The organism is Chitinophaga sp. 01L420 (assembly GCF_056399985.1).
In genome coordinates this window covers 1-15,212 of record NZ_JBFTSK010000082.1, presented here as the reverse complement: position 1 = coordinate 15,212, position 15,212 = coordinate 1, and the positions used below count along the sequence as shown (strand labels likewise).

Below are 15,212 nucleotides of genomic sequence, written 5' to 3'. Positions count from 1 at the left end.
GGCATTATAGTTATTCCGGTGTTGTTGGTATGATTTTATAAACCCGATCAACCCGGCTTTATGTTGCCGGATTTCATCCAGCAGTTCGGATGTAAGTACGCCTTTGGGCGCTTGTATATCCAGGTTATCATTGACTACCTGTACATTTATTTTAAGTGCTTTCAGTTTTGCAAACAAATCTGCTATCATAAAAAAATTAGATCTTGGTTTATGATTATATAGTGATCTTTTCTACGTCATCCAGCTCCAGGAGCTCGTTATTGGCCCAATATATCTTCTCAATTTCCCCCGCAATACCTTCAATGGTTGGGTGAATGAAAACGGTCCGCAGGCTGATACTCACATCAAATTGTTTTCGTACCTGACCGGCCATTTTTGTTACTTTCAGACTATGTCCACCCAATTCAAAAAAGTTGTCCTGTATACCGATTGGTGACCTCCCCAGGATTTCTTCCCAGATAGCTACCAGTTTTTCTTCTGTTTCATTTCGCGGAGCTACATAGACAGTAGTGGCTACCGCATTTCCTGTATCCGGTAATAAGCGGCGGTCTACCTTGCCATTGGCCGTTAAAGGGAAAGATACCAGCGGCACGTAATACGCCGGCAACATATAATCCGGCAGATATTGTTTCAGGTAATCACGCAACACACTCACTTCAGGGATCAATGCTCCGGTGAGATACGCCACCAGTTCTTTATCCTGACCGCCAGTGGATCTGGCCAGTACAATCGCTCCGTCTATGCCTTCGTGTTGTTGCAGAAGATGCTCTATCTCTCCGGGCTCTATCCGGTACCCACGGATCTTTACCTGTGCATCCAAACGACCCACAAATACAATATTTCCGTCCGGAAGCAACCGCCCGAGATCTCCGGTGCGATACAACCGCTCTCCGCTCAGGAATGGATGTGGAATAAATTTCTCTGCCGTCAGCACTGGATTATTGAGATAGCCACGGCCCAGTCCATCTCCTCCTACGCAGATCTCTCCCTCCACTCCTACCGGCACCAGCTGCCGGGCACTGTCCAGGATATAAGCTGTGCTGTTATTGATAGGGCGACCAATGAGGATATCTCCGTTTACCGGTATCTCATACGTCAGCGAGAAAGTGGTGTTCTCCGTTGGGCCGTAACCGTTAATAATCCGTACATCCGGGTACAGCTGCTGCAACAACCGGATATGGTCTGCTGATAATTTATCGCCTCCTGCCAGTATTGTCTTCAAACCACCAAAGAGATAGATGTCTTCTTCCACCAGTTGATTCAGCCAACCGGCTGTAAACCACATCATGTTCACKGCYTTGGCCCGGATYAATTYGCCCARCTGYTGCGTATCCAGTAATACTTCCCGGCKRCTCAGCACCAGGCTGCCACCATTCAGTAACATGCCCCAGTATTCAAACGTAGTGGCATCAAAGGATACCGCTCCGGTAGATAATAATATTTCACTGCCGTCCAGCGTTGCAAAACTGCCCGGGCGTACCAGCCGTACCACACTCCGGTGGCAAACCATCACACCTTTGGGAACACCTGTAGACCCGGAGGTGTACATCACATAAGCCAGGCTATCTGCAGATACCCTGCCGGAAAGATCCGTTTGTGGCTGTGCGGATATTTCTTCCTTATGCGATTGCAGCCATGATTCATCCAGCAATAATTTGCAGTTGCTGTCGGCCAGCATATGACTGAGTCTTTCCTTCGGATAATCCATATCCAGTGGCACATAAGCCGCGCCGGCCTTCAGGATGCCCAGAATAGCGATCAGCAGCCATTCACTTCTTTCCACCTGCAACCCTACCAGTTCATCTGGCTGAAGATGATATTGTTCATGCAGATAATGTGCTACCTGGTTGGCGCGTTCATTCAACTGCTGATAGGAAAGCATTTGCTCTTCAAAATGTAATGCAATACGATCCGGTGTAGCTTTCACCTGTGCCTCAAATAGCTCATGGATAGTGCTGTGAGAAGGATATGGTACCTGCGTATCATTAAATGTTGTCAGTAATTGCTGCTGTTCTGCCGTGCTCAGATAAGAGAGCGTAGACAGCGGTTCATCTGGAGCGGCTAACCCAGCCGACAATATAGATAGCAGGTGATCTGCCAAACGTTCTACTGTTGCGGCGTAAAAAAGATCGCTGTTATAAGAAAGACTTAAGATCACTTCCTCTCCTTCTTCTGTAAAATCAAACAACAGGTCAAATTTTGCCGGAGAAGCATCATCGGCAGGATAGGTGCTCAACTGCAATTCTCCTTGTACCGGAGAAGAAACAGCCGGATGTTTTACCACCAGCACCACATCAAATAATGGACTGCGGCTTACATCCCTGTGCAGTTGCAGCGCGTCTACCAATTCATCAAAAGGATAAATCTGGTTATCATAAGCATCCAGTGTGAGCTGTTTGATATGCTGCAATAAAGTCGTAAATCCGGCGGCAACATTCATCCGTGTTCTTAACGCCAGGGTGTTTACGTAAAACCCGATCTGATCTTCCAGATCGGCGTGTTCACGGCCGGCAACGGGACTGCCGATAATGATATCGTTCTGACCTGTATAACGGTATAACAGGGCGTTCACTGTTGCCAGCAACCCCATGAACAGGGTGGCTCCCTGCTCCTGGCAAAAGGTTTTCAGGTCTTTAATAGAAAAATGTTTTTTAATCACTCCTCCATTATAGGTCTTCACGGCAGGACGGATCTTATCCGTCGTTAATTGCAGCACCGGCAATTCGCCGGAGAACTGTTCCTGCCAGTAAGCTGCATGTTGTTTAAAGCCAGGCGCATTCAACAGGTTTTGCTGCCATACGGCATAGTCTTTATACTGGATCTGCAATGGTGGTAACGGGTTAGCGCTGCCATTGACAAAGGCGTGATAGAATTGCATCAGTTCACGTACAAGCACTTCAACAGACCAGCCATCACTGATAATGTGATGCATCGCAAAAGTGAATATCCATTTCTCTTCTTCTATCTGGTACAATCCTGCTCTTAACAAAGGGCCTTCGGAAAGATCAAAAGGAGTTAACGAAGTATCCTGTATACGTTCCTGTAAAACACTTTCCGGCTGCAGGCGAAGGTCTTCGCTGCTGATCCCGAAACGGATATCCGGTAAAATGAACTGCCTGATTTCTCCTGTTTCATCTTCGTGGAATACGGTACGCAATATTTCATGCCTGTTTACCAGCAGCGCAAATATATAATCCAGTGCTACCGTATCCAGCTTGCCGGTGAATACAAAAACGCCGGGCATGTTATAGGCAATATTCGAGGTCTCAAACTGACTGAGCATCCACATCCTGCGCTGAGAAGAAGACAACACATAACTTTCCTGTACGGGTGCAGCCGGAATGGCAACAAAACCATTGCCTGCTGCCTGCCGGATCAGTAATGCCTGCTGCTCTACTACCGGATGTGCATAAAGATCTTTCAATGAGGGTCTCACATTAAACTCCCGGTGTATCTCGCTGGACAACCGGATCAGTTTCAAACTGTGTCCACCCAGCGCAAAGAAGTCATGTAATACCCCAACATCCGTTTTGTTGAGTATCTTCTCCCATATCATGACCAGTTTTTCTTCGGTAGGATTACGGGGCGCCACATAAGTAAAACCGCTGCCAACACCTTCCTCTTTGCTGGCCGCAAGGGCTTTTCTGTCCAGCTTTCCGTTCAGGGTAACCGGCAATTTATCGGTTTGTATAAATGTAACGGGGATCATATACTCCGGCAAAGAACGCAGGAGAAATGCACGTAGGGCCGCCGCCTGTAATACTTCATCATTCACTACCCATGCCACTAACTCCCGCTCACCGTTTTCTGCAGTTCTGACAACAACAGCCGCATGCTGCATACCGGCGTAATCCAACAATGTTTTTTCTATCTCACCCAACTCTATACGGTAACCACGGATTTTTACCTGGTCATCCACTCTTCCTGCAAACAGGATATTACCATCCGGTTGTCTCACACCGAGATCACCGGTACGGTACATGTTTTCTCCAGGCCGGTACGGATCAGCCATAAACCGGGTAGCGGTCAGCTCCGGCTGATGCAGGTATCCGGTTGCCACACCTGTTCCGCTGATACAGATCTCTCCTTCAACACCAACGGGAACCAGTTGCTGCTTCTTATCAAGAATATATACTGCTCCCTGACAAAATGGTTTTCCCAATGCGAGATTACCTTTGTCTTCCGCGAAAGATACCGGCTTAATCAATTTGCCGATGGTTGTTTCCGAAGGGCCGTAATGGTTATAAATCTGGCAACTTCCGCCCAGTTGTGTCACTGTGCGGATCACATCACCCGTCAGTTGTTCACCTCCGAAGATCAKGCATTTTGCAGGCAACAGCAGTAACAGTTTCCAATGAGAGGGCACTATCTTCAGACAATCTATCTGCACGTGCTGCATACTTTCGGGGCTCATCGCCTCCGCTGCTGTAAAAAGATGTAAGGTTCCTCCGGTCAACAAAGATGGATACAACACGGTATTCCCCAGGTCGGCAGCAATCGTGGAAACAAGTCCAAAACTTTTACAATCACCAATATTGGTGGCTGCCAGCAGCCCATTTGCATAATCTACGAGTGACTGATGCGTGATCATTACTCCTTTGGGCTTGCCTGTTGAACCGGAAGTATAGATCACATAAGCAAGATCTGATGGCTGATTTACAACCGGCACGGTGATCCCTTCGTAAGCAATTTTGCGTTCATTATATTGATCGTACCACTGCTGGTCTATTGCCAGTTTGCAATGACTGTCCGACAGCATATGCTCCACACGTTCCTGTGGATACTCCGGATCTACCGGAACATACGCGCCACCGGCCATCAGTATCCCTAATATGGCAATCAGTAATTTTTCATTTCTCTCCAATCTTATGGCAACCACGTCGCCGGGTTGTACGAAATACTCCTTTCTCAAACAAGCTGCCAACTGTCTCGCCTGCTGTTGCAATGCAGCATAGGTAAGTGAAGTCTTTCCTGCTACTACCGCCACCTGCTCAGGTGATCGTAACGCCTGCGCTTCAAATAAAGCGGTAATAGTGGTATCGGATGAATGATGTGTATCTGAAAATGAAAATTCAAGTAAAGATCTTTTTTCTTCTTCACTGATGAAAGACAAGGTATCCACGGCGTTATCAGGTGCGGATACCAGCGCGCCGATAAGCTGCGTAAAATGTTGTCTGACACTGTTCACCTGTTGTTCAGTATATACGTCAGCGTTATAGGCCAGTTTCATCATGAAGCTTTCGCCCGGCGCTACTACTATAGAAAAATCATAATTGGTTCGTTCAGATACTTCCGAAGATAACAATGTCAGTGCCCCCTGTTGTTTCATCTGAGATGCTACCATGTCCTCCACCGGGTAATTCTCAAACACGAGGATATGATCCAGCAATTCCCTGCCGGCGCCACTTTCCGCCTGGATGCGTGCCAACTGTGTATAGTGATGTTCTGTACCGCCGATAAACGCCTGCTGTACTCCTTTCAGCAACTCCCTGCCGGTAGTCTGCCGGTCTATCTGCACACGCACCGGAACGGTGTTGATAAACAACCCCACTATACTTTCCACTCCCGGTACCTCTGGTGGCCTGCCGGATACTACGGCACCAAACACTACATCATCGGCGTTGTTGTACCGGCACAACAACAGTCCCCATACTGCCTGTATAAATATATTTTCTGTGACGCCTGCTTCGCTGCATAATTGCCTGATATGATCACTGACTTGTTTATCCAGTGAAAACAACATCTTACGCGGCGTATATTCCACTGTATCTTTCTGTCGCCCGGGTATCGTTGCCAGTCCGTCATATCCGGACAAATACTGCCGCCAGTAATCGAGGGCTTCCTCCTTATCTTTCTTCATCAGCCACTTGATATAGCCCGCATAAGGATATGCTTTACTGAGTAATGGTGTTCTGCCCTCCAGCTGTGCATAGTACAACTGGAAAAATTCATTGATGAGAATACCGATACACCAGCCATCCATCAGGATATGATGCTGAGTCCATATAAAATCATGTACATCATTGCCGGTATGCAACACCGTTAATCGCATCTGGGAATCCTTATGCAGATCAAATCCCTGTTCGCGGTCTTCCTGCTTAAATGCTTTGATATCAAAACCTGCTATGCTGCTGACTTCTTTATAAAAAAAGGAAGAGGGCACTTCTTTTTTCACCACCTGCAACAGTTCCTCCCCATAATCCTGCGTAAAACTTGTCCGCAGAATAGCATGACGTTTAACCAGTAACCGGTAACTGTTCTCCAATGCGGTTACATTCACCGCTCCCTGCAACTGAAAACACATCTGTTCCACGTAGGATGCGCCTTCCCGTGCCCAGTGATAATACATGCCTTCCTGTAAAGGGCTTAAAGGATATACATCTTCTATTTTCATAAGGTTTTGTTTAACTGGTTCAGTTGTTCAAAACTAAGTCCCTGCCAGGTAAGGTCTACAGGTGTCAGGTGCTCCGTATTTTCCTCAGAAAAAATACCAATGAGTTGCACTAACTTTTCCCGGAATGCATCTGTCACCTGCGCTATCGTTTCCTTCTCATACTGTTTATCACTATAACTGATACTTAAGTGCATCTTACCTTCCAGCACCATCCCTGTTACCTCCAGCAGCATATCTCTGCTGGTATCTGCGGCCATGTCAGCTCCTTTATCATCACCTGAAAAATGGAATACACCGGTGCCGCCAACAGCCCCCATATCACCGAGGTAATTGAAAGATATCTGCGGGGTAATCTTATAGTCTATTCCCGACAGGTAGCGCAATACACCATAACCAATTCCTTTATTAGGAATCCTATGTAAACTTTCTTTCACTTCTATTACCTGCCGAACGATATCGTCCTGGTAGCGCATATCAAACAGCACCGGATATACGGTGGTGAACCATCCCACTGTGCGGCTGATATCAACATCCGGTCCGATATGCTCTCTGCCATGACCTTCCAGCTGAATCAATACCTTATCCAGTCCGAATACATCGGACACGGCTATACTAAAAGCGCCGGTCAGAATATCATTTACATCTGTGCGGTATGCGCGGTAACAGTTTGTCAGCAGGGTTTCTGTCAATGTTTCATCCAGGGAAAAAGATGACACCGCCACATCGCACAGCAGATTGGTCCCTGCATATGCTGTTGGTAAAGGCGGCACATCTGCGGTGGCTATTGCGTCCCAGTATGGCTGTTCTTCCAGCAATACCGCCGATGCTGCGTATTCCCGGAGTTTCTGCTGCCAGTAACCGAATGCATCTGTTTTTAGCGGCAGCTGTAACGGTTCACCGCTATGATATTGCTGATAAAGCGTTGCAAGGTCCTCCAGCAGTATTCTCCACGACACCGTATCTATAACGAGGTGATGAATCACCAGTAATACCCGTGTACCTTCTGCGCCGTTAAACAACGCCGCTTTGAAGAGGGGACCTTCCGCCAGATTAATGGAAGTCTGTATGCTTGTACTCTCTTGCAGGAAGGTGGCTTCATCGTGTGTAGTGATCACTTCCAATCTGCATTTTTGCTCCTCTCCTTTATTCTCCTGTACCCATCCATCCGCGGTGTTATTAAATACCATTCTCAATGCATCGTGATGCAGGAGCAATTTGTCAATGGCTTGCTGTAGTCCTTCTGCAGATATCTCTGTATCACTCTTCAGCAGCACCGACTGGTTAAAATGGTGGCGTTGCGGGATTGTTTGCTCAAAGAAAGAAAGTTGTACAGGGCCTAAAGGAACAATACCTGTCTGGGTTTCCTGACTGATACTACGGCTTTGGCTGTTTACATACAAAGCTACTTCTGCTATCTGTGGATATAGCAATACATCCTGTATAGATAGTTCAAAACCCCGCTGTTTTAAACGGGATACAATCTGGATTGATTTGATAGAGTCCCCTCCAAGGGAAAAATAATTATCCTTAACACCGATACGCTGCTTTTTCAGCACATCTTCATATATCTCTGTTAATAGCTGTTCAATCGGTGTTTGCGGCGCCAGGTAGTTGTCATTTTCCTCTCCTGCAAGTTTTACCGGATCGGGCAGATTTCTGCGGTCTACTTTACCGTTTGATGTTAATGGCAACTGCTCTACCTGTACAAACCTGGACGGTATCATATAACCCGGCAATGTATTTTCCAGGTAGGCCCGCATGCCGCTTTCCGTGATATCTTCCGTTAAACGCAGTTCATCATTTTCAAACAATTTGTCGTAGAAAGGATTGCTGCGATATTCTTTTCCCTGGTTGGCGGAGGTAAAACTGAATGGTAACGGCGCTTCTCCTTTCCGGAACAAAGTACCGGTGATGATAAAGTCCGGATTTAAACCATTTTCTGCCAGCTTCCGCTCAATAAATCCTTCGATATAATCTCCTTTGGATACCCGTGTTTCATTATAGAAAACAGGCAGGTAAACGGGCAGCCAATTATATCTTTCACTCAGCGTATCCATTACTTCGTCTTCATCCACATATAGGTTCAACCAAACGATAAAACCATTCACTACCGCATCCCTGGTAAATTCAAACCTCACAGGATGGGTGTCTTCCAATTTAACTTCTTTGGTAAAATCAAGGTCTTCAAATGGCTGATGGTTACTGATCACATTTTCCACAGGGAAATGTTCTACCGACATTCTCACATCAAATCGGTAACCTACTTCATCAAAGATCCGGTTCATATAATGCCTGCCTATTTCATCAAAAGTGAAATCATGCATATCATCCGGCAGGTGTGCTGCGGCTATTTTCGTCAGGCTCCTTACCGGCAGCATATTGGCAGGATCTTTCAGGAATCTCCTGGTGGCATTAATCAATTTGGCTGCGCCCTCTGACCCTCCTATTGAACCCAYGATCTCAGATACACAATAGTCTACTTTTTCCGGCAGCTCAATCTCCATAATATTTCCATGGATCAGGGTGATGCGATCTTCCAAACCTAAATCACGTATCCGTTTCTGCGCTTTATCATAGGTTTCTTTCAGGATCTCTACGGCATACACTTTTTTCGCGCCGGCATCAATACAAAAGCGGGATAATATGGCATCCGCTCCTGTCCCCAAATCCAGTACTACTTTACCTTTCAGATGACGGTTAAAGCTCCTGATATAATGTCCGTTTCTTTTCTGGTTGGTGGTGAGTGCAAAATACAGCAGGTCATCATATACAAAAAACTCAGACGTGGAAGGCGTCAGCAGCACTCTTTTTCTTTTCTCTATATAGGCAATCAACTGGGATTGCCCACTATCATCTTTCTTTGCGATGACAACCGCCCGGCTCAGATCCGGATGATCCTCCAGTTGTTTTTCAATTTCACCGAGTTCAATTCTGAATCCTCTTATTTTCACCTGTGTATCATTCCTGCCCATGAATCCAATGGTGCCATCCGGCAGCCAACGGCCCAGGTCACCCGTTTTATACAGCAGCTGTCCTGAAAGGCCCACGTTATATTTTTCTGCCGTTAGTTTTTCATTATTGAGATAGCTACCTGATAGTCCATTACCGCTGATACAAATCTCGCCCGTGACACCTACCGGGCACAACTGCCCTTGTTCATTGACGATGCTGATATGTGTTCCACTCAGCGGCCGGCCAATCACCGTACCTTTTGTAGCGGAATGAATAGTGCCTGGCGCATAGGATAACTGTGTACAGAATATAGTGGCTTCTGTAGGGCCGTAAGTGACCGTAATCACTGCATGACAGAAGATGTCGGATAATTTTAACAAGAGGCTGTCCGGTATAAGATCTCCTCCGATAAACAATCTCTCTACCTGTTTGAAATCAGCCGCAATACCTTGCTCCTGTATATATCCGCAAATCAGGTTATACACGGCCGGTACCGTATCGATATAGGTAACCGTTTTCAAAATATCCGTAAACCTGCTGATATCACGGAACTGGTCTTTATCCACCATTACGGCGGTACCGCCGGTAAGTAATGGTGTAAACAACTGGAACACGGAAATATCAAAAGCACTGGAAGCAATAAACGGTTGTACCACCGGTTGATTACCCGGATACTCGCGGATAATATTCCGGAAGAAATTATAAAGATTACTGTGACGGATAGGTACGCCCTTTGGTTTACCTGTGGAGCCGGATGTATAGATGACATAGGCCAGGTCATTTCCGGCGGTAGCCCTTACCGGATTCTGTATAGGATGATGATCAAGCTCATTGCTGATCGTATTCAGCCATACGTTATCGATCAGTACTTTCACGGCGCTGTCGGACAACATGTAATCGACCCTGTCGTCCGGATAGTCAGGATCAACGGGCAGATATGCCGCACCAGCTTTCAACACGCCCAGAATAGCGATAATCAGCCATTCATTGCGCTCCAACCGGATACCTGCCAGGTCATTGGCGGTAATTCCGTACGTAGTACGCAGGTAATGCGCTACCTGGTTGGCCTTTTCATTCAGCTCCCGATATGTCAACCGTAACTCCTGAGACACCAGTGCAATGCGATCTGAATTTTTCACTGCCTGCTCTTCAAAAAGATCCAGGATATTGTCCGTTGCGGAAGCCGGGTTAATATGACCACCGAAGTTATCCAATTGCTGTTTTTCTGCTACCTGCAGAAAATCCGTCAACATCAGTGGCTGCTCTTCTGCATCCAGTAACACATTCAGCAGTTCTACCAGGTGAGTAGCCAATTGTGTGGCGGTACTTTCGTAATAGAGATCGGTGTTATACTGCAGTGATAATGTAATACCATCCGCTTTTTCGGTGAAGATGAACGTGAGATCAAATAATGCCAACTGATATTCACCATCATGGTAAGCACTTACCTGCAGATCTTTTACAGCCAGTTGCGCGGCTTCGGAAGCAGTATCATGGCGATGTAAAATCATACCCACATCAAACAGCACATTCCGGCTCATATCCCTTTGCAGGTTAAACATGCCTGCCAGTTCATCGAAAGGATATAACTGATGTTCGTAGGCATGGATGGTGATTTCCCGGATCTCTGCCAGAAGGCTGCGGAAATTATCCTCTTTTTTGAAGCGGGTCCTCAATGCCAGCGTATTCACGTAAAACCCGATCTGTTCTTCCAGATCAGCATGTTGCCTTCCGGCAACCGGGCTTCCAATAATGATATCTTCCTGACCCGTATACCGGTACAACAGCGCGTTGACCAGTGCCAGTAGTCCCATAAAAAGAGTACCACCCTGCTCCGCAGCGAGTGCCCCGAGTTTGCCGGCAGCGGCGGCGCTAATATGTTTTTCTACAAAGGCGCCGTTATAGGTCTTGATGGCTGGTCTGGGTTTATCTGTCGTGAGATCCAGCAAGGGTAATTCGCCGCTGAACTGACTGCGCCAGTATTCTCTGTCAGCGGTTCCATGCTCATCGGCCAACTGTTCCTGCTGCCATACTGCATAATCCTTATACTGTATCCTTAACGGAGCAAGTGGTGCGATACTACCTTCCAGGCCAGCGTTATAATATGTCAGCAATTCTCTGATGAGAATATCCATAGATACCCCATCACTGATGATGTGATGCATTACATAACTGAACACCCATTTATGATCACTCAACTGGTATAATCCTGCGCGCAGGAGCGGACCTTCAGCCAGGTCAAATGGCTGCACAAAAGAACGTTCAACCAGTTCTTTTACTTTTTCTGCCTGGGCGGGAGTAGCACGCTGATCGCTGTAATGAAGACTGAATCCGGCTTCTTCCCTGTTAAGAATGATTTGTTGCTGGTTTCGGAAAACAGTACGCAGTATTTCATGACGGGCGATCAACTGCAGAAAGGAAAGCTCCAGGATGTCTTTGTTCAGGTGTCCCTCAAATACATATACTCCCGGCATGTTATAAGCAACGTTACCATCTTCCATTTGTGCCAGCAACCATAGTCTGCGCTGTGAGGAAGAAAGAGGATAACCCACCATCGCCTGTGCAACGGGAATATGGACGAATGATACGCCTGTTGCAGCGGCTATCAGTACAGCCTGTTGCTCCAGTACCGGATGCGTGAATAATTCTTTCAGTTCAAGTTTTACATCGAATGCTTTATGAATTAATCCAACCAACCGGATAGCCACCAGGCTATGTCCGCCGGATTCAAAGAAGTTGTCTTTTATACTGATCCGGTCCTTCCCCAGCACCTCTTTCCACAACTCAAGCAATTGCTCTTCTGTGGTATTGCGTGGTGCTACATAGGCTATTCCCGAATCCATGCTGCCCGCTCCCGGCGCTGGTAAACGTTTCTTATCTACTTTACCGTTGGGTGTCAGCGGCAATTCATCCAGCTGTATATAATCTGCTGGAATGGCATACGCCGGTAAAACGGTACCCAGGTAATTTTGTATCAATGATACATTCAATCCTTCATCACCTACAAGATAGGCCACCAGCGTACCCTGATATGCCAGCACTACCGCAAAGCGGATACCTTCATATTGTTGCAATGCCTGTTCTACTTCTCCAAGCTCTATCCGGTAACCACGGATCTTTACCTGGTCATCTTTACGACCCAGGAAATCCAATGTACCATCCCAAAACCAGCGGGCCAGATCGCCCGTACGATACATCCGTGCGCCATCCCGGAATGGATGCTGCACAAATTTCTCTGCTGTCAGCGCCGGCTGATTCAAATAACCTGCCGCCACACCATCTCCAGCAATACACAACTCTCCGGGCACGCCAAGCGGCAGCAATTGCTGGTCTTCGCCCAAAATATAAATTTCCGTATTCGCAATTGGTTTGCCTATCGTTTGCTTAAACGGTTCGTTCTTTTCATAAAGATGCACACTACTCCATACCGTTCCTTCTGTTGGGCCGTATTCATTGTAAAACAACGTTTCCGGCAATATCTTATAATGTTGTTCTACCAGCGTAACCGGACAGGTTTCTCCTGCCACAATCACTCCTTTCAGTTTGTTGGCGCTACCAGCCAGTTCCTGCAGTAACAACTGGTAATAGGAAGGCACTGTGAGTAGATGACTCACCTCATGACGAATGATGTATTCCGCCAGTAAGGGCACATTCGTTACATCCGTTTTTCGGGTCAGACATAACCGGCCGCCATAACACAACGTACCGAAGATGCCGGCTATAGAGCTGTCGAAAGAAAACGATGACAGCAACAGGAAGGACGACGGCGTTCCATAAGTCTGGTAACGTGGCACCAGTGAATGCAGCAGATTGTTATGCCTGATCACTACCCCTTTGGGATTACCCGTAGAACCGGAAGTATAAATCACATACACTGCTTGGTCTGGGCTGATGACCGGCAACGGCGAGGATACCGCTTCCAGCGTATCTAACTGCACATCCATTGCAAAAATGGCCCCGTTATAATCTCCCAGATCAAACATATAGTCGGTCTGCGTGAGCAGTAGCCGGATATTGGTATCATTCAGGATATAAGACCGCCGCGCAGCAGGATATTCAGGATCTACCGGAACGTAAGCGCCTCCCGCTTTTAAAATGCCGAGTATACCTGTAATCATTTTCTCTGAACGGTCCAGTAGTATACCCACCAGCTCATCAGGAGCTACCTCATGATTTTGCAACAGGTAATGTGCCAGCCGGGTGGATTGTTCATCCAGCTCCCGGTAAGTTTGGCTGATGCCATCAAAGAACACTGCTGTTTCATCCGGGTGCAGGCGCACCTGCTGCTGAAACAGGTCCAGGATGGTAATCCTTTTATCATACTCAACGATGGGTCCGTTGAAGGTAACGAGCTGTTGCTGTTTATCGGCAGCAGTGAGCATTGGCAACTCATTCAGCGAATTTTCAGGGGTCCGGATAATGGATAGTAACAGTTGTTCCAGGTGAACAGATAACTGTGTCACCAACTGTTCCGTATATACATCACTGTTATACTGAATATCCAGGTGTAATTCGTCGGCCACTTCCGCGAAACTGAATACCATATCAAATCGGCTGGTCTGGTGTTTGCCGCCCTCATAAGGATTAATCCGCAGGTCGCCCAACGTTTGCTGCATATCGCTATCGGCTGCATGCTGGCCCAGGATCACCTGTATATCAAACAACGGATTACGGCTCATATCACGTTGCAGGTGCAATGCTTCTACCAGTTCACTAAATGGATAAATCTGATGTTCATAGGCTGCCAACGTCACTTTTTTGACGTTCTCCAACAGTTCAAGGAAACTATCATTTCCTTTAAAACGATTTCTTAATGCCAATGTATTCACATAAAATCCGATCTGATCTTCCAGGTCTGCATGCTCCCTGCCTGCTACCGGCGTACCGATCACCATATCCTCCTGCCCTGTATAACGGTATAACAAAGCTTCTACCGCTGCCAGTAATCCCATGAACAGTGTTACATCTTCTTTGCGGACAAGCGCCCGCATGCCGGCTGTAATCTGTGCGTTTATTTTTGTACTCAGCGAAGCACCATTAAATGTTTTCAATGCCGGACGCACTTTATCTGCCGGCAGATCCAGTACAGGTAGCTCCCCGCTGAACATTTCCAGCCAGTAAGCCTTGTGTGTTTCCAACGTGGTGCCACTCAGCTGCTCCTGATGCCACACCGCATAATCCTTATACTGTATCTCTAATGGTGGCAATGGGTCCGCAGATCCGCTGATGAAGGCATTATATAACTGTAAAAGTTCTCTGATCAGTACATCCATAGACCAGCCATCGCTGACAATATGGTGCATCACATAATTGAATACCCATTTATGCGTACCCACCTGGTATAATTCTGCCCGGAGCAATGGTCCGTGTTGCAGGTCAAACGGCTGATGTGCGGAATTAAATAACAGCGTATCAAGCGTGGTGCTATGATTATCCTGCAAGTTTTCATAACGTACCTGGAAACCAGTGGCCGAGGGTGAAAGCACAAATTGCCTCAGTCCTTCTTCAGTTTCTTTGAATACCGTGCGTAAACTTTCGTGACGCTGCAGCAGTGTATCAAAAGAACGGGTAAAAGCGGGTTTATCCAGCTGTCCTTCGAATGTATACACACCGGACATGTTATACGCCACATTTCCTTCTTCAAACTGACTTACCACCCACAGGATATGCTGGGAAGCGGACAGCGGATAACTATCCTGCACCGGTGCCAGCGGTATGGCATTATAGTTATTCCGGTGTTGTTGGTATGATTTTATAAACCCGATCAACCCGGCTTTATGTTGCCGGATTTCATCCAGCAGTTCGGATGTAAGTACGCCTTTGGGCGCTTGTATATCCAGGTTATCATTGACTACCTGTACATTTA

The 15,212-nt window shown here is 46.9% G+C and carries 3 protein-coding genes; all 3 read right to left on the bottom strand.

What is annotated here, in order from left to right; all coding sequences use genetic code 11:
• The coding region (locus AC1DP6_RS35370; RefSeq protein ID WP_477059118.1) for a TubC N-terminal docking domain-related protein at positions 1 to 189 on the bottom strand (189 nt) is incomplete at its 3' end.
• Between the two features lie 25 nt (positions 190 to 214).
• Positions 215 to 6,394, bottom strand: a complete 6,180-nt coding sequence (locus AC1DP6_RS35365; RefSeq protein ID WP_477059117.1) for an amino acid adenylation domain-containing protein — start codon at positions 6,392 to 6,394, stop codon at positions 215 to 217.
• A partial coding sequence (locus AC1DP6_RS35360; protein ID WP_477059116.1) for an amino acid adenylation domain-containing protein occupies positions 6,391 to 15,212 on the bottom strand: 8,822 nt, incomplete at its 5' end. The genes AC1DP6_RS35360 and AC1DP6_RS35365, both read right to left, overlap by 4 nt.